Genomic DNA, 22841 nt, shown 5'->3' with positions numbered 1-22841 from the left:
CGCATCTGTCGCTTTCGTCCGGTGGCGGGACAAAACAGCGGATTCCCTATCGTCCGCCCGGCCCAGGTTGCGCCCGGTCCCGCGTTCGTCTAGGCCGAATGACCAGCAATAGTCAGAGGATCGGCGCAAAGCTCGATGAGCGCTACCATCGCCCTGGTCGACGACGATCGGAACATCCTGTCTTCGCTCAGCATCGCCCTGATCGCGGAAGGGTTCATGACGCGACTCTATCCCGATGGGCAGGCTGCGCTCAAGGCGCTGATCGAGAACCCGCCGGATATCGTGGTGTGCGACATCAAGATGCCCAATCTGGATGGCATCGAGTTGCTCCGCCGGCTGCGGGAGAAGAGCGATCTGCCCTTCATCTTCCTGACTTCCAAGACCGACGAGCTGGACGAAGCGCTCGGCTTTGCGATGGGCGCGGACGATTATATCGCCAAGCCCTTCTCGCAGCGGCTGCTGATTGCGCGAGTCCGGGCGCTGCTGCGCCGCACGGCGCTCAGCCAGCCGCGCGATGATAATAGCGGCGAAGGCGAGACCGAAACCATCGCACGCGGCCGGCTGAGCATGGACCCCGCCCGCCACCGGGTGCAATGGGATGGCCGGGACGTCGCGCTGACCGTCACCGAGTTCCTGATTCTCGAGGCGCTGGCCCAGCGGCCCGGCATCGTGAAGACCCGCAATCAACTCATGGATGCCGCCTATCAGGACGACATCTACGTCGATGACCGCACCATCGACAGCCACATCAAGCGCCTGCGCCGGAAATTCCGCGAAGTCGCTCCCGAGTTCAACGCAATCGATACGCTCTATGGCGCCGGATATCGCTTCAACGAGGAATGAGGAGCGCCTGGCGAGCGGCGAATGGACCACGCGCATCTCGCTCACCCGGCGGATCCTCGCGGTCAACATCTTCGCGCTTGCCATTCTGGCTGGCGGCTTCTTCTATCTCGACAGCTATCGTGCGCGGCTGATCGATGGCCGGCTGGTGTCAATTAGCCGGGAAACCGCCCTGATCGCTGCTGCGATGGAGACAGCTCCGGCCAGCGATCGCGCCCGGTTGCTGCTGCGCACAGCGCAGACCACGGGTTTGCGGCTGCGCATCTATGATGCGGACGGGACCAAATTGGCCGATAGCTTTCGCCTCGTCCCACCCAGCTACACGCTGCGTGATCCGATGCGCGATCCGCTCCACATCAAGCTGGCGCGCGTCCTGGACCGCGTTGTCGAGACCATCGCCCTCGCCGACCGTCCTGCCTATGTGAAGGAGCCGGCACAGGATCGCCGCGACGCCTGGCCGGAAGCCCGCGAAGCCGCGCGCACCCGCGCGCCCGCTTCGGCCTATCGGTTCGCACCGGACCGCACGCCTTTCCTCAGCGTCGCACGCCCGCTCGATGAAGCCGGGCGCGGCGATGTGCTGCTCGCGACAGCCAACACGCGGGACATCACGGATATCGTCCGTGCCGAGCGCCTGCGCATTGCGCTCGTCTTTGCGGCGGCAATTCTCGTGTCCGTGCTGCTCTCGCTCTTTCTTGCCCGGACCATCGTGCTCCCGTTGCGACGACTGGCGCGGGCTGCGGTGCGCGTGCGCCTGGGGCGCGCGCGGGAAGTCATCGTGCCGCGCCTGCCGGATCGGCGCGACGAAATCGGGATGCTGGCCCGCGCCGTCTCCGACATGAGCCAGGCTTTGCGCCAGCGCATCGATGCGACCGATGCCTTCGCGGCAGATGTCAGTCACGAGCTCAAGAACCCCATCGCGTCGCTGCGCTCGGCCCTCGAGGGCCTGGCCCAGATCAAGGACCCGGCCCTGCAGGCCAAGTTGCTCGCCATCGCACAGGACGACGTGCGCCGGCTCGACCGGCTGGTCAGCGACATTGCCGAGGCAACCCGCATCGACGCACAGCTCTCGCGCACACCGTTCGAGACCATCGATCTCGGGCGCATGATCGGCCGCATGGTCCGCAATCATGCACCGCGGGAGGATGGCCCCGCCGTTCGCCTGAGCTATGCAGGGCCGGGCCGTGGCGCCGTGTTCGTCTCCGGTGACCCGCAGAAACTGGTCCGCGTGGTGGATAATCTGATCGACAATGCCCGCTCCTTCTCACCCGATGGCGGGCGGATTCGCCTGACGCTGTCAGCCGAAGACAGCAAGGCTATCGTGGCAGTGGAAGACGAGGGACCCGGCGTGCCGGAGCGCGAGCGGGAAGCGATCTTCCGGCGGTTCCACAGCGTGCGTCCGGAGCGGGACGGCTTTGGCAATCACAGCGGCCTGGGTCTTGCCATCGCCCGCACCATTCTGGAGGGCCACCACGGCTCCATCCATGTCGAGGCGCGCCTCGATGGCAAGGCCGGTGCGCGATTTGTCGTGACCCTGCCCCTGGCCGAGCAGGATGTGCCCCCGCCAAACAGCGCGAAGGCGCGCAGCGGCACATGAGCGACGATCTCGCCCATTGCCAAACCATCCACGCCACCAGCGTCGCCATCGGGGGCAAGGGCGTGCTGCTGATCGGCGGCACCGGGTCCGGCAAGTCGGACCTTGCCCTGCGCCTGATCGATCGCGGCGCGATGCTGATCAGCGACGATTACACCCGCGCCTCAAAGCGGGACGGCAAGCTGATCCTTGACGCGCCGGAAACCATTGCGGGCAAGCTGGAAATTCGCCACCTTGGCATTGTCGAAACGCCCCATGTCGGTGGCGTGATTGCGTGTCTTGCGATCAGACTGGATGAAGCGCCCGTGCGCATGCCTGACATCGGCTCCACATTCTCCCTTCTGGGTGTCGAACTGCCGCTGGTCGTGCTGGCCGGTCTGGAGCCTTCCGCCCCGATCAAGGCCGAATGGGCATTGCTTCGTCTCGATGGGCAGGCGAAGGGGTAGGCATGGACCAGCCCCCTGCCCTGTCACCTGTCTCCCATGCTCCCGGCGCCAAGCGCATCCTGGTGGTCACCGGCCTTTCGGGCGCCGGCAAATCGACCAGCCTGCGCACGCTCGAAGATGCCGGCTGGGAAACGGTCGACAATCTGCCGCTGGTGCTGCTCGACCGGCTGCTGGCTGCCCCGCTGCCGGCCGGTCATGAGCAACAGGCGGGCCGCCCGGTCGCCATCGGCATCGACAGCCGCACGCGCGGCTTTGCGGCCGACACCATCCTTTCTGCTATCGCCGCGATGCGCGAGCGCACTGGCTATGAGGTTGAGATGCTGTTCCTCGATTGCTCGGGGACGGTGCTTGAGCAGCGTTATGCCGAGACGCGGCGGCGCCACCCTCTGGCGTTGGATCGCCCGGCGGCGGACGGCATTGCCCGCGAGCGCGAGTTGCTGGAACCGCTGCGCCGCGCGGCCGAGCATGTCGTCGATAGCTCGGACCTCACCAGCAACGGCCTGCAGCAGGCGATCCGCCAGCGCTTTGCGGGCAGTTTCGAATCGACCCTGACCTTGCTGTCCTTCGGCTTTGCGCGCGGCGTTCCGCGCAATGCTGACCTGATGTTCGACATGCGGTTCCTGCGCAATCCCTATTGGGACGAGACGCTGCGCCCGCTGACCGGCCTCGATCCCGATGTCCGCGATTATGTGATGGCCGACACGCTGTTCGAGGCGGCCGTCGGCCAGATCGAGAAGCTGCTCGTCACCATCCTCCCGCGCTACAGCGAGGAGGGGAAAGCCTATGTCACCATCGCCTTTGGCTGCACCGGCGGTCGCCACCGCTCGGTGTGCGTGACGGAAGAGATCGCAGAACGCTTGCGCCGGGCAGGCTTTTCGCCCACCATTGCGCACCGCAATCTGGATTCAGTCCAGTTGGACGCCTATGAGAACCGGCGCCAGGGCAAAAAAGAAATCGTACCAACGGAAATCGAAGGGCGGGGCGCACACTCACCATGATTGGACTCGTGCTCGTAACCCATGGCGGGCTCGCGACGGAATTTCGCGTCGCCATGGAACATGTCGTAGGGCCGCAACAGGCCATAGAAACCGTCTGCATCGGCCCCGATGACGATATGGAGGTGCGGCGCGCCGACATCGCCGCCGCCGTGCAGCGCGTCGATGATGGCTCGGGCGTGATCCTGCTGACCGATCTGTTTGGTGGCACGCCCTCCAACCTTGCCATTTCCCTGCTCGACGCAGGGCGGGTGGAAGTCATCGCCGGCGTCAATCTCCCCATGCTGATCCGTCTCGAAAGCGCCCGCCGCAATATGAGCGTCACGCAAGCGGTCGCCGCCGCACGGGAAGCGGGCCGCAAATATATCAGCGTTGCCTCGGAGCTGCTCGGAGACGCCACTTGAGCGGCGAGACAGCCAGCGCGACCGTGCGCATCGCCAACCGGCGTGGCCTGCACGCGCGGGCCAGCGCCAAGTTCGTCACGCTGGCGAGCAGTCTGCCGGCGACCATCATGGTACGCAAGGATGGCCAGGAAGTGGTCGGCACCTCGATCATGGGCCTGATGATGCTGGGCGCCGCCATGGGCGATGATATCACCGTCTCGGTGAGCGGTGACGATGCCCCAGCGGCGCTGGCTGCCGTCATCGAGCTGGTCGAAAATCGCTTCGGCGAAGACTGATCCTGTGCGGCCCTGCTGACCATGCCCCGCGAAATCACCGGCTTCTCCAACCCGCTCGTCAAGCGCGTGCGCGGCTTGCGGGAAAAGAAGCTGCGCAAGCGCGAAGGCCTGTTTCTGGCCGAGGGCCTGCGCATCCTCACCGAAGCGCGCGAGCGCGGCATCCTGCCCGAGATGCTGTTCATGGCGAGCGATGCCCGCCCGCATCCGCTGGCCGACGAGCTGATCGCGGCGGTTGAGGCGCAAGGCGGGGACGTCATCCTCACCAGCGCGGATATTCTCGGCAAGATTTCCGGCAAGGACAATGCCCAAACGCTGGTCGGCGTCTATCCCGACCGGCTGACACCCCTCCCCGCCCTTGATCGCAGCGCGGCGCCGATCTGGTTCGTCGCACAGGCCATGCGCGATCCCGGCAATCTGGGGACGCTGCTACGCATCGGCGACGCAGTCGGCGCCGGTGGCGTGATTCTTGTGGATGACTGTGTCGATCCGTTCTCCGTCGAGACGGTGCGAGCCTCGATGGGCGCCCTCTTCACCCAATCCATCGCGCAGTCGAGTTGGGCTGACTTCCTCACTTGGCTCCGCGCTGGACCCGGCCAGCTTGTCGGCACCAGTCTCAACACCGAGCATGATTATCAGGCACCGCGTTACGAGGCCCCGACCTTTCTGGTGATCGGCAATGAGGCGCGAGGCCTGCCCGCCGATTATGAGGCCGCCTGCGACCTGCTGGTCAAAATCCCGATGATGGGCCGTGCGGACAGCCTCAATGCTTCCGTCGCCGGGGCCGTGATGGCCTATGAAGTGCTGAACCAGCAGCGCCGGCGCTGATCGCTCTCCTGTCACCCCCCATTCGCGCCATCTAGCGCTGCTGCCCGGAATTGAGCTAGGGCATCGCCGTCATATGTGAGGGGGCCGACTTTGAACGACGCAGCAACCGCCGGAACGCCGGCGCCCAGCGGCCTGTCCGCCATGGTGAAGCACCGCCGCGTGCTCGTCGCGAGTCTGGCCGGCACCACGGTCGAGTTCTACGATTTCTATATCTATGCGACGGCGGCGAGCCTCGTCTTCGGCCCGCTCTTCTTCCCCGCCACGTCGCCGACAGCGCAGCTGATGGCGGCTTATGCCAGCTTCGCCCTCGCTTTTCTCGCGCGCCCGCTCGGCGCTGCCGTGTTTGGCCATTATGGCGACCGGATCGGCCGCAAATCGACGCTCGTCGCCTCGTTGATGCTGATGGGCGGCTCGACCTTCTTGATCGCCTTCCTGCCGACTTATGCCATGATCGGCTGGGTCGCGCCGCTGCTGCTCTGCATCCTGCGCTTTGGCCAAGGCTTCGGCCTTGGCGGCGAGTGGGGCGGTGCTGCGTTACTGGCGGTGGAGAATGCCCCGCCGGGCTGGCGCGCGCGCTTCGGCATGATGCCGCAGCTTGGCGCACCGCTGGGCTTTGTCGCCGCGAATGGCCTGTTCCTGCTACTCGGCCTTTGGCTGAGCGATGCGCAATTCATGGCGTGGGGCTGGCGCCTTCCCTTCCTCGCTAGCGCGCTGCTGGTCATCATCGGCCTGTGGGTGCGCTTGAAGATGGGCGAGACGCCCGAGTTCAAGGCGGCGCTGGAGGCCGAGCCGCCGGCAGCCATTCCGTTGGCGGAACTGCTCACCCGCCATGTGCGCGCGACCATGGCCGGAACGCTCGCCGTCGTCTGCTGCTTCGCGCTGTTCTACATCTCCACGGCCTTCGCGCTGGGCTATGCCACGGTGAACATCGGCATGGCGCGCAGCGAGGTGCTAACCATCCAGCTTGCGGCCATCCTGATGCTCGCGCTGGGGATCATCGTGGCCGGCTGGTGGTCGGACATGCGCTCGGCGAGCCGTGTACTGATTGCCGGATGCGCCGCGACGGTGCCGCTCGGCATCGTCTTCGGCGCCGGGTTCGATGCCGCCAATCCGCTGGCGCTCTTCCTCATCCTCGCCATGTCGCTGCTGCTGATGGGATTCACCTATGGCCCGCTCGGCGAATGGCTGACCGCCCTCTTCCCGCCGCGCGTGCGCTATTCTGGCTCATCCTTCGCCTTCAATGTTGGCGGCATCATCGGCGGGGCCATGGCACCCATCGCCGCGCAATATCTGGTGAGCACGCATGGCGTGGGCGCTGTGGGCCTCTACCTTTCAGGCGCGGCCGTGATCAGCCTCATCGGGCTGGTGTGGCTGGCGCCGAGGGACTCGCAGGCAGACTGAAGGCCGCCGGGAAGACGTGACCGGGCTCTCGCCCGGCCATCAGATCCTTGTCAGGATCCTTGTCAGGCGAGTGCGCCATGACAATGCTTGTACTTCTCGCCGGAACCACAGGGGCAAGGCGCGTTGCGGCTGATTTCCTCACCGGCATAGGGATTGCCCTCACCCACCGCCGCAGCCGTCGCGGCGCGCGGAATGGTCGTGGTGATGAAGCCGCGCGTGCCGGCATCGATGTCCGCGCTGTTATCCTCGCCCGTGAACGGGTCGATATGGCTGGTGAGGAAGTCCGGCAGCTCAGGCAGCGGCGGCGGTGCCGGGTCCTGCATCTGGAACTGCACATGGCTCACCGTGCGGCTGACATCCTCGCGGATGTTCTCCAGCATCCGCTCGAACAGGGCGAACGCCTCCTGCTTATACTCGTTGATCGGCGTCTTCTGCGCATAAGCGCGCAGGTGGACGACCTGACGGAGGGCATCGAGCGTCGCCAGATGCTCCTTCCAGTGATGATCGAGATTCTGCAGCAGGATGCTCTTCTCGATCTGCGCCCAGGTCTCGGGCTTGAGATCGTTGACCTTCTCGGCCAGCGCCGCATCGGACAGCGCGGTGAGGCGCTCGACGAACAGCTCCGGATCGACCACGTCCTCGGTCAGCCAGCCATCGATGTCCGGCGTCAGGCTCATCACCGCCTCAAGGCGCTCCTTGAGCTGCGGAATGTTCCACTGCTCGGGGTAGGTGCCCGGAGGACAGGCGGCGCCGACGATGTCGTTGATCGTCTCGTGCCGCATCTCGGTGACGACGTCGCCGACGGTTTCGGCATCCATGATCTCACTGCGCTGTTCATAGATGACCTTGCGCTGGTCATTCATCACGTCGTCATACTCGACGACCTGCTTGCGGATTTCGTAGTTGCGCTGCTCGACCTTCTTCTGCGCGGTCTCGATCGCCTTGCTCATCCACTTGGACGGCGGAAGCGCCTCGCCATCCTCCAGGCTTGAGCGCATCATGCGCGCGAACAGGGTATCCGGGCCAAAGATGCGCAGCAGATCATCATCGAGGCTGAGGTAGAAGCGGGACAGACCCGGATCGCCCTGACGGCCCGAGCGGCCACGCAGCTGGTTGTCGATACGGCGGCTCTCATGCCGCTCCGTGCCGAGCACGAACAGGCCGCCGGCGGCGAGCACCTGCTGGCGCTCGGCCTCGATTTCCGCTTCGATCCGCGCAATCGCGGCATCGCGCTCCGGGCCTTCCGGCATGTCCTTGAGCTCATCCTCAACCCGGAATTCCAGGTTGCCGCCGAGCTTGATGTCGGTGCCACGGCCGGCCATGTTCGTCGCGATGGTCACCGCGCCGAGCCGCCCGGCCTGAGCCACGATGCCGGCTTCCTGCTCGTGGAAGCGCGCATTCAACACCGAGTGCTTGACGCCCTCTTCCTTGAGGAAGCTGGAGAGCAGTTCAGACTTTTCGATGGAGACGGTACCCACCAGCACCGGCTGGCCCTTGGCGGCATGTTCGCCGATGGTCTTGGCGATGCCTTTGAACTTGTCCTCAAGGCTCTTGTAGAAGAGATCCTGATCGTCCTGACGCTGCACCGGCAGGTTGGTCGGGATGGTCACCACGTTCATCTTGTAGATGTCGTAGAATTCCGCCGCCTCGGTCGCCGCCGTACCAGTCATGCCCGAGAGCTTGGGATACATACGGAAATAATTCTGGAAGGTGATCGAAGCCAGCGTCTGGTTCTCCGGCTCGATGTTCACGCCTTCCTTGGCTTCCACGGCCTGGTGCAGACCGTCAGACCAGCGGCGCCCGTCCATCATGCGGCCGGTGAACTCATCGATGATGACGACCTTGCCGTCCTTCACGATATAATCGATGTCGCGCCGGAACATGAAGTTGGCGCGCAGAGCCTGGTTCACATGGTGGACGACCTGTGTGTTCTCGAAATCGTAGAGATTGGCGCCCTGGAGCAGCCCTGCGTCCTCCAGCATCCGCTCCACCTTCTCGGTGCCGTCCTCGGTCAGCACGATGGAGCGCTGCTTCTCGTCCTTTTCGTAATCCTCATCCGCGAGGTTCTTCACCAGCGCGTTGACGGACATATACATCTCGGACTTGTCGTCCGTCGGGCCGGAAATGATCAGCGGCGTGCGCGCCTCGTCGATCAGAATCGAGTCCACCTCGTCGACGATCGCGTAATTGAACGGGCGCTGGACCATCTGGTCACGCTCATATTTCATGTTGTCGCGCAGATAATCGAAGCCAAGCTCGTTGTTGGTGGCGTAGGTGATGTCCGCATCATAAGCCGCGCGGCGCTCCGGCTCGGAGAGGTTGGGCACGATCACGCCCGTGGTCAGTCCCAGGAAGTTGTAGAGCTGGCTCATCCATTCGCAGTCGCGCCGGGCGAGATAGTCGTTGACGGTGACGACATGGACGCCCTTGCCGGGCAGCGCGTTGAGATAGGTCGCGAGCGTCGCGACCAGCGTCTTGCCTTCACCGGTACGCATCTCGGCGATCTCGCCGCGGTGGAGCACGATGCCGCCGACCATCTGAACGTCATAATGGCGCTGGCCCAGCGCGCGCTTCGCGCCCTCACGCACCGTCGCGAACGCCTCGGGCAGGATCTGGTCGAGCGTCGCGCCGTCAGCGAGCTGGCTGCGGAACTTGGCCGTCTGCGCCTTCAGCTCATCATCGCTCATGGCGACCATCGTCGGCTCGAATGCGGCAATCTGATTGACCGTCTTGCTGAGAGACTTGACGTAACGCTCATTTGAAGAGCCGAAGAAGAATTTGGCAACGCCGCCGAGCATATCGGAAATTCCTGTCTGAAAACGGAAAGGTCGGGCGCCGGTTCACACACCGGCAAGCGAACGCGCCGGGAGCCAGCGCGCGAACAGCAGAATGGCAGACCGGCAACATGGCGGCCTGCGGCGGGCTTAGATCAGCCAGCTCTGCTTCAGGGAAAGGTGGGTGCGGCCACTGCGGGCCGGCAGCGCCAGCGCCGTAGCCTGATCGGCCCGTACAAGGACGGCCTCGGCCCGCGTGTCAGCGCTGATCAAGACCCGCGCGACTGCAATCGCCTGCTCACTGGAGGGAGCCTGCTGCGATTCTGCACTGAGTTCCACCTGTGCAGGCGCCACGCGGCTCTCGCCGACCATCAGGCCGGAGAGCGACGCAAGAAGCGCAGACAGAAGGATCATCAATTGCAAGTCGCAGGCATCCCGGCCGGTAAGACGCACCCCACATAGGATGCGGCAAGCGGTTCGTCTACGCCCTTCACCATGAACGATCCGGAAACGGGCCGTCCATGGCTGGTGCAGGATCAGACGAGCCGGCTCTGCTTGAGCGCCGCCGCAATGAAGCTGGCGAACAGCGGGTGCGGATCGAACGGCTTGGACTTGAGCTCCGGGTGGAACTGCACGCCGATGAACCATGGGTGATCCGGCCGCTCGACGATTTCCGGCAGCGTGCCATCCGGTGACATGCCCGAGAAGATGAGGCCGCCCTGCTCGAGCGGTTGGCGATAGGCCGCGTTCACTTCGTAGCGGTGGCGATGGCGCTCGCTGATATCCTCGGCACCGTAGATGCTGGAAACGACGCTGTTGCCGCTCAGCTTGGCCGGATAGGCGCCCAGGCGCATGGTGCCGCCAAGGTCGGTATCGACATTGCGGGTCTGCAGCCCCTCGGCGCTCATCCACTCCGTGATGAGGCCCACGACCGGCTCGCTGGTCTCGCCGAACTCGGTGGTCGAGGCGCGCTCGATCCCGGCGGTGTTCCGCGCACCCTCGATGCAGGCCATCTGCATTCCGAGGCAGATGCCGAAGAAGGGCACGCCCCGCTCGCGCGCGAACCGCACGGAGGCAATCTTTCCTTCCGAGCCGCGCACGCCAAAGCCGCCAGGCACAAGAATGCCATGCATCGGCTCGAGCTGGGCCGCGATGTCGCTGTCTTCGGCCTCGAACAGCTCGGCATCGAGCCACTGGACCTTCACCTTCACCCGATTGGCCAACCCGCCATGCACGAGCGCCTCGTGCAGCGACTTGTAGGCATCCGGCAAGCCGACATATTTGCCGACGACGCCGATGGTCACTTCCCCTTCGGGGTGGACCTGCCGGTCCATGATGTCGAACCAGCGTGTCAGGTCCGGCTCGCGCGAACCTTCGATGCCGAAGGCGCTCAGCACGGCCCGGTCCAGCCCTTCACGGTGATACTGCACCGGCACGGCATAGATGCTGCTGGCATCCAGCGCGGGAATCACGGCTTCCGTGCGCACATTACAGAACAAGGCGATTTTCGCCCGCTCGCTGTCCGGCAGCGGATGCTCGGTGCGGCAGAGCAGAATGTCGGGCTGAATGCCGAGCGAGGTCAACTCGCGCACGCTGTGCTGGGTCGGCTTGGTCTTCAGCTCGCCGGCCGCTGCAATATAGGGCACAAGCGTGACATGGACCAGCACGGTCTGGCCGTGGCCCAGTTCATTGCGGAGCTGGCGGATGGCCTCCATGAACGGCAGGCTCTCGATATCGCCGACCGTGCCGCCGATCTCGCAAAGCACGAAATCGACATCGTCCGTCTCGGCCAGAGCGAAGCGCTTGATCTCGTCCGTCACGTGCGGGATCACCTGCACGGTGGCACCGAGATAATCGCCGCGCCGCTCACGCTGGATGATCGTCTGGTAGATGCGCCCCTGCGTGACGTTGTCGGCCTGCCGGCTCGCAACGCCCGTAAAGCGCTCATAATGGCCAAGATCGAGATCGGTCTCCGCCCCGTCATCCGTCACATAGACTTCGCCATGTTGATAAGGCGACATCGTGCCGGGATCGACATTGAGGTAGGGATCGAACTTACGGGTGCGGACCTTGTAGCCACGCGCTTGGAGGAGCGCCGCAAGCGACGCAGCCATAAGGCCTTTTCCAAGCGAGGAGACCACGCCGCCGGTGATGAATATGAACCGCGCCATGGGAGAGGAGGCTTACGCTGAACTCGAACGGAAGGGCAAGCGGACGAATCCGCTACCGGTGAAAAAAACTGGTGGATCGTTACTGCGCGAGCGGGGCGCCGGCCGCACCATTGGCAGGCGCCGAAGCCGGACCGGCCGGTGCCGCCGCGCTGTTGGCCGCGCCGGAAATGCCATCGCCATCGGCAATCGGCGCCGACATGTCGCTGGTGCCGGACTGGCCGACCAGCGAGGTATCGATCGTCGCTGCCCGGTGCTGCGTGGCGGCAATCACCGCCAGCACGATGCTCATGCCCACGAACAAAGTCGCGAGAATCTTCGTCGCCCGGCTAAGGAAATCCGCCGCGCCACGCGCCGACATCAGACCAGACGGGCTGCCACCGCCACCCATGCCAAGCCCGCCACCCTCGGACCGCTGCATCAGGATGACAGTGACGAGCGCGAAGGCGATGATCGCCTGGACGACAAGGAGAAAGGTGAACAGCATGAGCGGTTAGGACATCCCGACGGGTGTTGAAGCAGCGCCCTTAGCGCGCATTGCGCCGGGCATCAACCTTTGCTCTTGCTGTCACCGGTCGATGGGCGAACTACCACAAGGCGGGCTTGGCGATCATTAGCCAGAAGGTCGCGATGAGCCCAAGGAAAGCGGGCCAGCCAAGGGCAAACCACAAGCTCATGGCTCGTGCGTACTCCAATCCCAACGGAACGCCGTTCTCACATGCCTCATGGGCCAGTCGCTGCGCCTTGATTTGCAGCCAGACAACCGGCACCCAGCAGCCAAAAGCAACCGCATACAAAACAAGCGCCACGAGCAACCATGGTTCGGTGAGAGACCAACCGGCGAGATGGGCGAGCCAGATACCGGTCACCGGTTGGACGATGCCGCTCGTACCCGTAAATATCCAGTCCGCGCGCACCACCATCCGTCCGACGCTGGCAATCGTCGCGGGATCCCGCGTGAGGTGCGCATTCCAAAGATACCAGGCTGTCCCGGCTCCGAAGCCGAACAAAATAGTGCTGCTCAGGACATGCACCCACTTCAGGATCAGATAGATTTCCATCAATGCCGATCCGCGATCGCTCCGTGCATCAACACGGCAAGGAGAATAGGCGCATTCTTAAGAAGCGGCCCCAGAGGATCAACCCAGAGTTCTGGAAGCGCATAACCGATCACCGCAGTATAGCCGACGATAAGCAGGCATTGGCCGAGAGTGGACCATCGGCCGAAACGATCCACAAGCAGCCATCCCGCCATCGCTATGTCCAGTAGACTCCCAACGATGCGCAATGGTTCTGCCCAAAGCAAAGGCAATCCGAGTCCACTCGTCACCTCCTCCGTACGGACCTGACCATGAGCGAAACCCAGCCAGGCCGACACTAACCACATAAGCACAAGAACGATCTTGAGTGCCGGCGCCAGAAAATAGAGCCGGGCGTGCCAGCGATCCTGCACCTGCGCAGGACTCGCCTGAAGCGCCACATCGAGACTGCGGGGCCGAAAGCTGATGGCCCGCTCGAAAGCGGCACTGTCACCAGCGTTTCCCGCGACCATCTGGTCAAGGCTGGACGAGGACACCGGGCCAGAGCCGAAAAAGTCCCCGGCCTTTCCAAGAACGCGCATGAGGGGCATCGGCACACGCAAGATGGCAGCATCGCCAAAACCCAGCCAGCGGCGATAGCGCACAAGGAGATCGCGCAGCCCCATCGTGTCAGGTCCAACCGGCTCCAGCACCTGTCCCGCGAAAGACTCGTCCTCGCAAACGATGCGGATGGCACGGGCCAAATCTTGCGCGTGGACAGGCGTGAACGGGAAGCGCCCATCACCGGCCACGGGAATCGCCCAAGGCAGTCCCGCCAATCCGCGCATCAGGGACGTGCCCCCATAGCTGCCATCCCCGTAAACCAATGACGGCCGCAGAATGGTCCAGTCGACACCCGACTCCCGCAAGGCAACCTCGCCCGCCAACTTGGTGCGGGCATAAGCGGTCTGCACGTCCGGCCGCGCGCTGATCGCCGATAAGAGCAGCACCCGCTGTACGCGGGCGAGTCGAGCGGCTTCGTATAAGGCCGAAGGCATCGTGACATGCACCGAGGTCATCTCTCGTCCGCGTAAAACACCTGCGCAATTGATGATGACATCCACGCCAGCGAGAACCGGCGACCAGTCGGCCACCTGCAACGCGCGGGAAAGGTCTACCCGTATGAAAGATACGGCAGGAAAGCGCGCTTCAAGGCCGTCCAGCGACCGCGCTGTCGCGACGAGGTCATGCCCTGCTGCGAGAAGTACCGCCATGACCTCCCGGCCAATGAAGCCGCCCGCGCCCAGCACCAGAACTCGCATGCACACCCCGCCCCCATATTCCCATCAGTTCATAGACGAGAATCAGTCTCAGCCATGGAAATAATCATAGACTGTCTGCGCGACAGCCGATGAAACGCCGGGCGCGCGCTGTAGGTCATCGAGGCTGGCGTTGCGCACGGCGCGGGCGGTGCCGAAATGCATGAGCAGCGCTTTCTTGCGTGCCGGGCCAATGCCAGGCACTTCGTCCAGCGAACTGACGGTGATGGCCTTGGCCCGCTTCTGCCGGTGCGCGCCGATTGCGAAACGATGCGCCTCGTCGCGCAGCCGCTGCAGGTAGAATAGCACCGGGTGATTGACTGGCAGCTGGAAGTCCCGCCCGTCCAGCAGATGGAACACTTCCCTGCCCTCGCGACCATGATGCGGCCCCTTGGCGACGCCGACCATGGGGACATCCTCGACACCCATCTCTTCCAGCGCCTTCCGGGCTGCATTGAGCTGGCCCCGGCCGCCATCGATCAGCACCAGATCCGGCCATTCCCCGGATTCGCGATCGGGATCTTCCTCGGCGGCGCGGCCGAAGCGGCGGCCGAGCACTTCGCGCATCATGCCATAATCGTCGCCGGCGACCGTTTCCGGCCGCTTGATGTTGAACTTGCGATAGCCGCTCTTGCGGAACCCCTCCGGCCCCGCCACCACCATGGCACCCAGCGCACTGGTGCCCTGGATATGGCTGTTATCGTAAACCTCGATGCGATTGGGCGGACCTTCCAGACCCAAAAGCTCGGCCATGTCGGCGAGAATCTTGCCTTGCGCACTGCTCTCGGCCTGACGGCGCTCCAGCGCTTCCTCGGCATTGCGCTGGGCCTGTTTGATGAGCTTCACGCGGCTCCCACGCTGCGGCACCTCGATGCGCACCTTGCGCTCCAGCTTCTGGCTCAGCGCCTCGGCGAGCAGCAGCGTCTCGGAGGGCTCGCGGTCACAGAGCACCAGCGGCGCGGGCGGCACATCCTCATAGAATTGCGCCATGAACTGCATCAGCACCTCATCCTCCCCCACCTCGGCGGTGTGGACCGGGAAGAAGCTGCGATGACCCCAATTCTGACCGCCGCGAATGAAGAAGGCCTGGATGCACATGCCGCCATTGCGGCTGGCGAGCGCGAAGATATCGGCATCGCCCAGCCCCTCGGCGTGGATAGCCTGGCTGCCCTGGATGAAGGTCAGGGCCTTGAGCCGGTCCCGGTAGACGGCAGCCATCTCGTAATCGAGCGACTCCGCCGCCGCATTCATCGCCTCACCGAGCCGCGCCTGCACCGCCGTGGACTTGCCGCCGAGAAAGTCCTGCGCGTCCTGGGTCAGGGCCGCATAATCCGCCTCGTTGATCCGCCCGACGCAGGGCGCGGAGCAGCGGCGAATTTGATACAGCAGGCAGGGCCGCGAGCGATTGGCGAAGAAGCTGTCCGTGCAACTGCGCAGCAAGAACAGCTTCTGCAGCGCGTTGAGCGTCTTGCGCACCTGCCCTGCCCCGGCGAACGGCCCGTAATATTGCCCCTTGTAGCGCCGCGCGCCGCGGTGAAGCTGCACGCGCGGAAAGGCGTGATCCTCGCGCAGCAGGATGAATGGGAAGCTTTTGTCATCGCGCAGGAGCACATTATACGGCGGCCGAAAGCGCTTGATGAGCTGCGCTTCCAGCAGCAGCGCCTCGGCCTCGCTCTGGGTGGTGACGATCGTCATCGAACGGGTCTGCGAGACCATGCGCTGCAGCCGGCGCGGCAGGCGATCGACCTGCGTGTAGTTGGACACCCGATTCTTGAGCGCCCGCGCCTTGCCGACATACAGTACGTCGCCGCGCGCATCCTGCATCCGATACACGCCGGGTCGCGTGCCTAAGGTCTTCAGCGTCTCGCGAATCGCCGCAACGCCGGCGTCCACGTCCGGCAGTTCACTGCCACGGATTGTGGAGGTCGCTTTTTCTTCGTTGAAGCGATTGGGGGACGATGGCCGCTCGGTCATCCGCGCCATTTAGGCGCCCGAGGCGGACAGGACAACGGCCTCCTACCTCAACCGACCCAACCACGACCCTTCAAAAGCAGAAAGGCCGGACCGATCGCTCGGCCCGGCCTTTCTAAGCCATCAATCTGCAGGTCGTTCAGTGCGCGAGCTTGCCGATCACGTCGTCGACGAGGCCCTTGTCGGCCGCGGCACTGTGGGTCTCGCGGATCAGCACGCCGGCTGCTGCCGTCGCCGCTGCAGCCGCCTTGGCGCGCACATCGGCAATGGCCGCGCGCTCAGCTGCGGCGATCTTGTCTTCCGCCATCTTCTGGCGACGGACGACCAGCGCTTCGGCTTCCGCCTGCGCTGCAGTGATGAGATCGGCAGCTTCCTGCTCGGCGGCAGCGCGCATCGCATCGGCTTCCTTGGCGACGGAGGCGATCCGGCCTTCATACTCGGCCTTGAGCGCTTCGGCTTCCTTCCGGAGCCGCGCGGCTTCGTCGAGCTGATTGCGGATCGTCGCGATCTTGGCGTCCAGCGACCGGGCGATGAGCGCCGGCACCTTCTTCCAGATCAGCACCGCGACGAACACGAGCATCGAGAGGCTGACCCAGCCCGTCGCGTCCATCCCCAAAGCGGTGGCGTCCGGAACATGGTGCTCGGGGCCGCCCACGGCTTCCGTGGCCGCGTGGATGTCGCCGTCCAGATTCTGGACCTTGTCGGCGTTTTCGAGATTGAACTGCACGGCGCCGGAGCCGTTGTCGCTTGCCGGGGCTGTCTCGGCAACCTGTGTCATGGTCTGGTTTGCCATATCAGAGTACCGCCTTCACTGCCTTGAGCGCCGCATCCGGCGACACCTGCGTGCCGGCGACCTTCTGCACGATGTCCGCCGCTGCATCTGCCGCCACGGTTTCGATCTGCGCCAGCGCTTTCACGCGCCCAGCCTCGATCTCGGCTTCGGCTGCCGTCAGCTTGTCACCAAGCACGGCATCAGCCTTGGCCAGCGCAGCCTCGCGATTGCGAGCAGCTTCGGCCTTTGCCTGGGCCAGACGGCCCTGCGCAGCGGCACGCGCTTCATTTTCCTTCGCCCGCCAGTCGGCTTCGAGCGCATCGGCCTTGGCCGAATTCGCACGGGCCGCTTCGAGATCGTCGGCGATCTTCTTGTCGCGCGCATCCACCGTGGACTGGATCTTCGGCACCATGCCGCGACCGATCACGAAAAACACGAACCCGAATGTCAGCAGAACCCAGAAGATCTGCGACGAGTAGGTGGCGGCGAGCTGGGCTATCTGAGGCATATCACCTGTCCGTTTGCGCGGTCCGGCGGCAGCCCGTCATTGGGCAGCCGCCGGCTCCACATCATCGTCTGTCGTCTTGCGGGCGATCAGGCGACGAAGATCAGGATCATCGCGACGACGAACGCCAGCAGGCCGAGAAGCTCTGCGGCGGCGAAGCCGATGAACAGACGGCCCTGCTGGCCGTCGGCAGCGCCCGGATTGCGCAGCGCGCTCTCAAGGAACGAGCCGAAGACGTTACCCACGCCAAGCGCGGCCACGCCGGCACCGATAGCAGCCAGACCGGCACCGATCAGCTTTGCGGCTTCTGCGTCCATGTTACTTAACTCCTTTTCTGAAACTCGATTTGGTCGTTGGTTGAAACTCAGTGCAGATGCTCGGCGTCGTGAATGTACAGCGACGTGAGCAGTGCGAAAACATAGGCCTGGATGCCAGCGACCAGGATCTCCAGCGCAGAGATGCCGACCATCAGGGCAAAGCTGGGGATGCCGACGCCAAGGCCGGGCGCCACGCCGGCAGCCGAAGCGTTGATCACGAAGCCGGCAAGCACCTTGAGCAGAATGTGACCGGCGATCATCGCGACGAACAGTCGCAGGCCCAGCGAGAAAGGGCGCACCATGAACGAGACGAACTCGATGATGGGGATCAGCCAGATCAGCCACAGCGGTGTGCCGTGCGGCACGAACAGCGAGAAGAACTTGAGGCCATGCTTCCAGAAGCCAACGATCAGCACGATCGAGAAGCTCAGGATCGCCAGAACGCCGGTGACCGTGAAGTGGCTGGTAAAGGTGAACGGATGCAGGCCGAAAATGCCGATGGGCAGCAGGCCGAGCAGGTTGGCGAAGAGGATGAACATGAACAGCGAGAAGATATAGGGCACATATTTGCGCCCGCCCTTACCGATATTGTCATCGGTCAGCTTCGCGATGAAGCCGGTCATCGACTCTACAGCCGCCTGCCAGCGCCCCGGCACCAGATCGCGCTTCATGCCGAGCAGCATGAAGCCCCACAGAACGACGACCGTGATCACCATCCACAGCGCGCTGTTGGTGAACGCAATGTTGTAACCACCGAGGCTCCACTGTTCGGTACCGAACAGCGGCTCGATGGCGAACTGGTGCATAGGATCGATCTTGCCGGGTTCTGCCACGTCTGATTCCCAAAAAGCCGTCTGCGATTATGACGAAAGCGCCCTTACTTCTCAGGACGCTTCATCGAAATCTTCCAAATATTCCTGAAGGCTACGATGATCCCCAGAAAGAGGAAAACCAGCAGGAGCCAGGGCGATGTGCCGATGAACCGGTCCAGGACCCATCCAATCAGCGCGCCGCCGACAAGACCGCCGATCAGCTCCGCAAGAACCCGGTTGCCGAGGCGATAATTCTTATCGCCGCCAACTTCCCGGTCCGCTCCGGTCCTGACCTTTTCGACTGCCTCGGCACGTTCCAACCGCTCGCTGAGCGACTTGATGCGTTCATCTTCGGCAATCGGGTCTCGCCCAGGTTCGGTCTCTGTCATCCTGCCAACTCCCGTTCACGCCAAGAGACGTAAAAACCAGCGCTGCATGACGTGCCTGAGCCGCCCCCGTCAAGGCGCGGCCCGTGTAGAAAGCGTTGGCGTGCAAGTCAACACTGGTGACCGCGCCGGAGGGATCAGGCGGATTTTCGAGGAAAATTAGGCCCTCAGTGGAGCGAATCGCTCAGCGTGTGGCGGTGGCGCAATAATCCGGCAGCGCAATCGGCCCGGCGCCTTTGGTCTGCCATGGACCACTGCCGATCCGGTAGATCTGCCCTTCCGAAACGCGCCCGGCCAGCGTCTGACAACCGGTCACGGCCGCCATGTCCTGCACGGTCACGCCACGCTTGGCCGCCAGATCGGTATAGGCCGCGCGGCGCTTGATGTTGAGCGCATCCACTGCAGCGCGCACATCGCTGCCCACCGAGCCGTTGACGCCCAGATAGCCATCCGACTGCTCGCCGACCGTGCCGGCCGACTTGGCGGCACTCACCACCGCGTCCTGCGCGATAGCCGGAGCCGCTCCGACGACGCCGAGACCGAAAACTGCCGCAAGCGCTGCGGCGCGAATGCTGTGCATATATGTCATTTCGGGAAAAGCTCCGGATTGTTCTCGATGAGGTCCTTGGCGTCCTGCTGAAGGCGCACGACCACTTCCTGCTGAATCTTCACGTTGAGATTGATCTCGATCGGCTTTTCGGGCGCGCGCACCTGAATGCAGCCGCCTGCCGCTCCGGCAAGCATCAGCCCCAAGCCCAGTCGCGTTGCGCGCGATATCCATCGTCGGTGCCTCATTTCTTGTCCCCTTCTATCCTCTTGTCGCTGTCCGCCGGCTGAACGGCCACCCCGGAACCCCGCGTGGACGCCCCGCTGCCGACAGGCACAAACTGGTCGCCCAGACTGCCATTGATGAGCTTGGTCGGATCGGCAAGCCCGGTCGCAGTGTTGAGCAGCCCCCGGAAGGGCGCCTCGATCCGCACATTGAACAGGAAGGGCAGGCCAAGGAACGGTCGCGCCAGGAAGCTGCGGCGCGTTTCTTCCGTGCCCTGATTGACCCCGTTGATGCTAACCTGCGTGACGAACTCGCCATCGATGGCGCCGTCCAGCCGGATTGCGAGGCAGCGATAGCCCAAATTCTTGAGCGCATCGAAGGCCAGCCGCGCCATCGCGTTGAGCTGCGCGTTGGACACCTCACCCACGTAAGAAAGGCGTCCGGCCCGGCGCTCTGGATCGCACGGGATCGTCAGGCCCTGCGTCCTGGTGAGGTAGCGTGGCTCGTCGCCCTCCTGTCGCGCAACCAGCAGGCCGCCAACGATCCGCCCGCCATCCTTGTCGAACACCATGGGCAGCAGACCATCAAAGATGCCCGTCGCGGAGATATTCTCCAGTTCCAGCGTGTTGATAAAGGCGCCCGCATCCAGCCCGACGACGCGAAAGGTGAGATTGCGCGGCTGGCGCGAATCCAGCGCGAGGGGAGCAGGCATCAACTCCAGCATGCCGCCGGAAAACGGCCAGCGCCCGCCCTCGATCTCCGCCACCTCGCTGGAGAGCAATTGATAGCGAATGTTGCCGTCGCGCACCTCGATGCCGGGGTTGACGCTCTCCACCGTCACCACCTGGCCGGGTTCGGTGCGCAGGCCAAGCAGGTCCGTGAAGCGGATCGTCGTCGACAGGCCGGCGACCGGGCCGAAGGCGGCCGCGAAAGCCATGTTCTCCGTCGAGAAGGTCCCGTCGCTGGTCACCTTGTCGCCGGTCCAGCGGATCTGGCCGGCGCCGTTCACAATTCCAGCGACATTGGCGACCACGCCCAGCGAGAGCGGCGTGAGATCGTCCGGCTGAAGCGCATTGCCGAAGCGCAAGTCTTTCACCGTCAGATCGGCGCGGCCTGCGCCACGGCTGAGGTCGTGCCGGATCACCACATCGGCGACCTTGGCCTTTCGTTCCGGGTGCACCAGCACACCGGTCGCCTCGATGCGATTATCGGCCAGGGTCAGACGTACCTGCTCGCCGGCCAGCGGATTGAAGCGCCGATCGGCCTGCGTATCCGCGACGCGCAGATTGCCATCGACGGCCAGACGTCCGTCGGCGAACTGCCATTGCCCTTCCATGGCGGTGAGATCGAGCGGCACGGAGCCGATCCGCCCACGCCCCGCCGAAATCGTCCCGGCGAGGCCACCCGCCGACCCACGTCCGCCCGTCAGACGATCGGCAGCGAGCCGGACCGGGGCTTCGGCCGCGCCAATGCGCACATTCGGCTGCTGGATTTCGAAGCGGCCGGTGGTGAGGCCGTAACGCGCTGCGCTGGCATCAAATGCGAAGGGATTGTCGCCCAGCCGGCCGCGCAATGCCACATCGCGGATCGCGGCCGCGCTCTCCCCCAGCCCGCAAACCTGTAACGCCGCAGGATCGAGCACGAGGCCGGACATGCTGAGCGAAGCCCAGCGCAAGGGCACGCAAGTCCCTGATAGACTAACCGCCCCGCCTGCCCCGACGCGAGCATCCAGCGGCATCTGCAGGCCCTTGACTGCACCGCCCGGCAAGGGACCGTCCAGCGTCACCTGGGTCTGCACGCTGCCGCGCCCCGCGCCATCCATGGCAAAGCGCAGCGGGGTGAGCGCCAGCCGCCCCCCGCCGGCATCATAAGGCCGCAACGTCGCGGTGCCGCGCACACCGCCTTGTTCCTGCGTGGCGAACTCGATGCGGCCCTCCGGCAGATCGCCACCGGCGATGTCTAGCCGTCCCGACGCGCGCAGGCCGCCCGGCCAGTCGATGCGCACCGCGCTGCCTTCCCAATTCTCGATCCGCGCACCGCTCGCCGAGCGCAGCGCGAAGCGGTCAAGCCGGGCATTACCTTGCGCGCCGAGCAGATTGACCTGGCCCGCCAGTTCTATGTGATTGCGCCGGCCGATCGCCTCAACAGCGCGCGCCAGCTTGTGCGCGATGGGTTCCAGGGGGCTGCCATCGGCCGCCGAGGCGAGGCGCGCGAGATTGATCCCGCGGGCCGGCCGGGCATTCTCGATGGTCCCGGTGCCTTGCCACGCCAGAGCGCGATTGCGGGAATCGAGCTGCACCGCGAAATTGCCGCCCAGCTTCGCCGCGTCACTTTCAAGGCCGTCGACAAGCGCGCTAACGGCGGCAAGCGAAGCGCTCCCCCGCAGGGTATCGCCTTCGCCTTTAAAGGTAATGAGCCCGGACAGTTCCTTGAACTCGCGCTTGCCCCGCCCGTCCCCTTGCTCGGCCAATGGCGCTGCGAGGCTCACTGCACCGCCCAAGGGTTCCAACGCCAAATTTGTGCGGATGTTGAGATCGAGCGTGGGGGCCGTCAGCCGGAGCTTCGCCGCCTCGCATCCAACGCCGCTGACATGGGCAGGGCCTTTGAGGTGAATCTCGCCATTCTCGGTCGCCACGTCCACTGGCGCCCGCAGCGCCCGCAGCCTGCAATCGCCAAAGGCTAGCGCCGGGCTCGCGAGATTAAGCTGACCATTGAACCCCGACGATAACGGCCCGCTGCCATCCAGCCCCAGCTCGACCGTGCCGTTGTTGGTAACGATCCGCGCCTGTGCATCCTCGATCACCGCCGTCCAGTCGGGCAGCTTGGGATCGCCCGTGCCGCCTTCCAGCAAGCGACTGACCTGCCCGAGGTCCAGCGTGCCATCGGCAATCCGCCCACGCAGCCGAACGCCGCTGGCTTCAAGGCGATCGATATAGGGCCCGGTCAGGCCCCAGGCGAGTTCGAGTTCGATGAAGCGGACCGTGAGATCGGGCGATTTCGGATCGCCAATGACGAGATTGTCCAACCGCTGGTGCTGTGGACCGATCCGCGTGATCTCATATCGGCCCTGCACGCCCCGCTTGGCCAGTTCCCGTGCGATGAAGCTGTCGGCAATCGGCTCGCGCGCCAGCCAGAGGCCGCCCGCGACCAGCAGCAGCGCCGTCGCGCTCCCCCCGGCAATCCAGCGCACACGTTGACGGCGCCGGTGCAGCCGCTCTGCTGCACCCGCCTCTAGTCCGTCATCCTCTT

The 22841-nt window shown here is 64.5% G+C and carries 23 protein-coding genes; 8 read left to right on the top strand and 15 right to left on the bottom strand.

Features of this window, described 5'->3' with window-relative positions:
* Nucleotides 1–135: 135 nt before the first annotated feature.
* The 8 genes from M2343_RS03925 to M2343_RS03890 all read left to right on the top strand — a co-directional run bounded on the left by M2343_RS03925 (nucleotide 136) and on the right by M2343_RS03890 (nucleotide 6777).
* Nucleotides 136–843, top strand: a complete 708-nt coding sequence (locus M2343_RS03925; RefSeq protein WP_181559865.1) for a response regulator transcription factor — start codon at nucleotides 136–138, stop codon at nucleotides 841–843.
* Nucleotides 812–2434, top strand: coding sequence for a sensor histidine kinase (locus tag M2343_RS03920; protein WP_264575664.1), 1623 nt, complete (start codon nucleotides 812–814; stop codon nucleotides 2432–2434). The genes M2343_RS03925 and M2343_RS03920 overlap by 32 nt, the downstream gene beginning before the upstream one ends.
* The gene (locus tag M2343_RS03915; protein WP_264575663.1) at nucleotides 2431–2877 is read left to right on the top strand and encodes an HPr kinase/phosphorylase; all 447 of its coding nucleotides are present in this window, start codon (nucleotides 2431–2433) and stop codon (nucleotides 2875–2877) included. Before M2343_RS03920 ends, M2343_RS03915 begins: the two co-directional genes overlap by 4 nt.
* A 2-nt stretch (nucleotides 2878–2879) precedes the next feature.
* A complete protein-coding gene (gene rapZ / locus M2343_RS03910; RefSeq protein ID WP_264575662.1) occupies nucleotides 2880–3875 on the top strand; it encodes an RNase adapter RapZ in 996 nt (331 codons plus the stop codon).
* Nucleotides 3872–4276 (top strand): PTS sugar transporter subunit IIA, encoded by a 405-nt coding sequence (locus M2343_RS03905; RefSeq protein WP_181559869.1) that lies wholly within the window; start codon nucleotides 3872–3874, stop codon nucleotides 4274–4276. Before rapZ ends, M2343_RS03905 begins: the two co-directional genes overlap by 4 nt.
* Entirely contained in the window at nucleotides 4273–4551 is a 279-nt protein-coding gene (locus tag M2343_RS03900; protein WP_181559870.1) for an HPr family phosphocarrier protein, read from the top strand. Before M2343_RS03905 ends, M2343_RS03900 begins: the two co-directional genes overlap by 4 nt.
* Nucleotides 4552–4572: 21 nt before the next feature.
* Nucleotides 4573–5376, top strand: a complete 804-nt coding sequence (locus M2343_RS03895) for a TrmH family RNA methyltransferase (protein WP_264575661.1) — start codon at nucleotides 4573–4575, stop codon at nucleotides 5374–5376.
* 141 nt (nucleotides 5377–5517) lie between these two features.
* Nucleotides 5518–6777, top strand: coding sequence for an MFS transporter (locus M2343_RS03890; RefSeq protein WP_264577488.1), 1260 nt, complete (start codon nucleotides 5518–5520; stop codon nucleotides 6775–6777).
* A gap of 62 nt (nucleotides 6778–6839) precedes the next feature.
* Here M2343_RS03890 and secA read toward each other — a convergent pair whose 3' ends face one another.
* From secA to M2343_RS03815, 15 genes are all read right to left on the bottom strand, one after another.
* Nucleotides 6840–9575 (bottom strand): preprotein translocase subunit SecA, encoded by a 2736-nt coding sequence (gene secA, locus M2343_RS03885; protein ID WP_264575660.1) that lies wholly within the window; start codon nucleotides 9573–9575, stop codon nucleotides 6840–6842.
* Between the two features lie 126 nt (nucleotides 9576–9701).
* On the bottom strand, nucleotides 9702–9965 hold the full coding sequence (locus M2343_RS03880; RefSeq protein ID WP_264573013.1) for a hypothetical protein: 264 nt from the start codon (nucleotides 9963–9965) through the stop codon (nucleotides 9702–9704).
* 122 nt (nucleotides 9966–10087) lie between these two features.
* Nucleotides 10088–11722: a CTP synthase gene (locus M2343_RS03875; protein ID WP_264573014.1), complete on the bottom strand. Its 1635-nt coding sequence runs from the start codon at nucleotides 11720–11722 to the stop codon at nucleotides 10088–10090.
* Nucleotides 11723–11801: 79 nt separating this feature from the next.
* Nucleotides 11802–12203, bottom strand: coding sequence for a preprotein translocase subunit SecG (gene secG, locus M2343_RS03870; RefSeq protein WP_181561429.1), 402 nt, complete (start codon nucleotides 12201–12203; stop codon nucleotides 11802–11804).
* A 103-nt stretch (nucleotides 12204–12306) separates the two neighbouring features.
* A complete protein-coding gene (locus M2343_RS03865) occupies nucleotides 12307–12780 on the bottom strand; it encodes a DUF2269 family protein (protein ID WP_264575659.1) in 474 nt (157 codons plus the stop codon).
* Nucleotides 12780–14048 carry an SDR family oxidoreductase gene (locus M2343_RS03860; protein ID WP_264575658.1) on the bottom strand — a complete coding sequence of 423 codons (1269 nt, stop codon included), beginning with the start codon at nucleotides 14046–14048 and terminating at the stop codon, nucleotides 12780–12782. The genes M2343_RS03865 and M2343_RS03860 overlap by 1 nt, the downstream gene beginning before the upstream one ends.
* Nucleotides 14049–14108: 60 nt before the next feature.
* Nucleotides 14109–16031 carry an excinuclease ABC subunit UvrC gene (uvrC, locus tag M2343_RS03855; protein WP_264577487.1) on the bottom strand — a complete coding sequence of 641 codons (1923 nt, stop codon included), beginning with the start codon at nucleotides 16029–16031 and terminating at the stop codon, nucleotides 14109–14111.
* A 136-nt stretch (nucleotides 16032–16167) separates the two neighbouring features.
* Nucleotides 16168–16821 carry a F0F1 ATP synthase subunit B gene (locus M2343_RS03850; RefSeq protein ID WP_264575657.1) on the bottom strand — a complete coding sequence of 218 codons (654 nt, stop codon included), beginning with the start codon at nucleotides 16819–16821 and terminating at the stop codon, nucleotides 16168–16170.
* A 1-nt stretch (nucleotide 16822) separates the two neighbouring features.
* Entirely contained in the window at nucleotides 16823–17308 is a 486-nt protein-coding gene (locus M2343_RS03845; protein WP_264575656.1) for an ATPase, read from the bottom strand.
* An 86-nt stretch (nucleotides 17309–17394) separates the two neighbouring features.
* Nucleotides 17395–17622 (bottom strand): F0F1 ATP synthase subunit C, encoded by a 228-nt coding sequence (locus tag M2343_RS03840; protein WP_014076610.1) that lies wholly within the window; start codon nucleotides 17620–17622, stop codon nucleotides 17395–17397.
* Between the two features lie 47 nt (nucleotides 17623–17669).
* Nucleotides 17670–18455, bottom strand: a complete 786-nt coding sequence (locus M2343_RS03835; protein ID WP_181559877.1) for a F0F1 ATP synthase subunit A — start codon at nucleotides 18453–18455, stop codon at nucleotides 17670–17672.
* Nucleotides 18456–18499: 44 nt separating this feature from the next.
* Entirely contained in the window at nucleotides 18500–18823 is a 324-nt protein-coding gene (locus M2343_RS03830; protein ID WP_181559878.1) for an AtpZ/AtpI family protein, read from the bottom strand.
* 181 nt (nucleotides 18824–19004) lie between these two features.
* Nucleotides 19005–19409, bottom strand: a complete 405-nt coding sequence (locus M2343_RS03825; protein ID WP_264575655.1) for a YdbL family protein — start codon at nucleotides 19407–19409, stop codon at nucleotides 19005–19007.
* A complete protein-coding gene (locus tag M2343_RS03820) occupies nucleotides 19406–19564 on the bottom strand; it encodes a YnbE family lipoprotein (protein ID WP_264577486.1) in 159 nt (52 codons plus the stop codon). The genes M2343_RS03825 and M2343_RS03820 overlap by 4 nt, the downstream gene beginning before the upstream one ends.
* A 47-nt stretch (nucleotides 19565–19611) precedes the next feature.
* On the bottom strand, nucleotides 19612–22782 hold the full coding sequence (locus tag M2343_RS03815) for a YdbH domain-containing protein (RefSeq protein ID WP_264575654.1): 3171 nt from the start codon (nucleotides 22780–22782) through the stop codon (nucleotides 19612–19614).
* Nucleotides 22783–22841 lie beyond the last annotated feature (59 nt).

The organism is Sphingobium sp. B8D3B, assembly GCF_025961875.1.
Classification (GTDB): domain Bacteria; phylum Pseudomonadota; class Alphaproteobacteria; order Sphingomonadales; family Sphingomonadaceae; genus Sphingobium.
This window is presented reverse-complemented; position numbering and strand designations above follow the sequence as displayed.

Bases quoted from the DNA above. Each gene is read 5' to 3' on its own strand.
- M2343_RS03925 (WP_181559865.1), top strand. From the start codon at position 136: ATGAGCGCTACCATCGCCCTGGTCGACGACGATCGGAACATCCTGTCT.
- M2343_RS03920 (WP_264575664.1), top strand. From the start codon at position 812: ATGGCGCCGGATATCGCTTCAACGAGGAATGAGGAGCGCCTGGCGAGC.
- M2343_RS03915 (WP_264575663.1), top strand. From the start codon at position 2,431: ATGAGCGACGATCTCGCCCATTGCCAAACCATCCACGCCACCAGCGTC.
- rapZ (WP_264575662.1), top strand. From the start codon at position 2,880: ATGGACCAGCCCCCTGCCCTGTCACCTGTCTCCCATGCTCCCGGCGCC.
- M2343_RS03905 (WP_181559869.1), top strand. From the start codon at position 3,872: ATGATTGGACTCGTGCTCGTAACCCATGGCGGGCTCGCGACGGAATTT.
- M2343_RS03895 (WP_264575661.1), top strand. From the start codon at position 4,573: ATGCCCCGCGAAATCACCGGCTTCTCCAACCCGCTCGTCAAGCGCGTG.
- M2343_RS03890 (WP_264577488.1), top strand. From the start codon at position 5,518: ATGGTGAAGCACCGCCGCGTGCTCGTCGCGAGTCTGGCCGGCACCACG.
- secA (WP_264575660.1), bottom strand. From the start codon at position 9,575: ATGCTCGGCGGCGTTGCCAAATTCTTCTTCGGCTCTTCAAATGAGCGT.
- M2343_RS03880 (WP_264573013.1), bottom strand. From the start codon at position 9,965: ATGATCCTTCTGTCTGCGCTTCTTGCGTCGCTCTCCGGCCTGATGGTC.
- M2343_RS03875 (WP_264573014.1), bottom strand. From the start codon at position 11,722: ATGGCGCGGTTCATATTCATCACCGGCGGCGTGGTCTCCTCGCTTGGA.
- M2343_RS03865 (WP_264575659.1), bottom strand. From the start codon at position 12,780: ATGGAAATCTATCTGATCCTGAAGTGGGTGCATGTCCTGAGCAGCACT.
- uvrC (WP_264577487.1), bottom strand. From the start codon at position 16,031: ATGACCGAGCGGCCATCGTCCCCCAATCGCTTCAACGAAGAAAAAGCG.
- M2343_RS03850 (WP_264575657.1), bottom strand. From the start codon at position 16,821: ATGGCAAACCAGACCATGACACAGGTTGCCGAGACAGCCCCGGCAAGC.
- M2343_RS03845 (WP_264575656.1), bottom strand. From the start codon at position 17,308: ATGCCTCAGATAGCCCAGCTCGCCGCCACCTACTCGTCGCAGATCTTC.
- M2343_RS03840 (WP_014076610.1), bottom strand. From the start codon at position 17,622: ATGGACGCAGAAGCCGCAAAGCTGATCGGTGCCGGTCTGGCTGCTATC.
- M2343_RS03830 (WP_181559878.1), bottom strand. From the start codon at position 18,823: ATGACAGAGACCGAACCTGGGCGAGACCCGATTGCCGAAGATGAACGC.
- M2343_RS03825 (WP_264575655.1), bottom strand. From the start codon at position 19,409: ATGACATATATGCACAGCATTCGCGCCGCAGCGCTTGCGGCAGTTTTC.
- M2343_RS03820 (WP_264577486.1), bottom strand. From the start codon at position 19,564: ATGCTTGCCGGAGCGGCAGGCGGCTGCATTCAGGTGCGCGCGCCCGAA.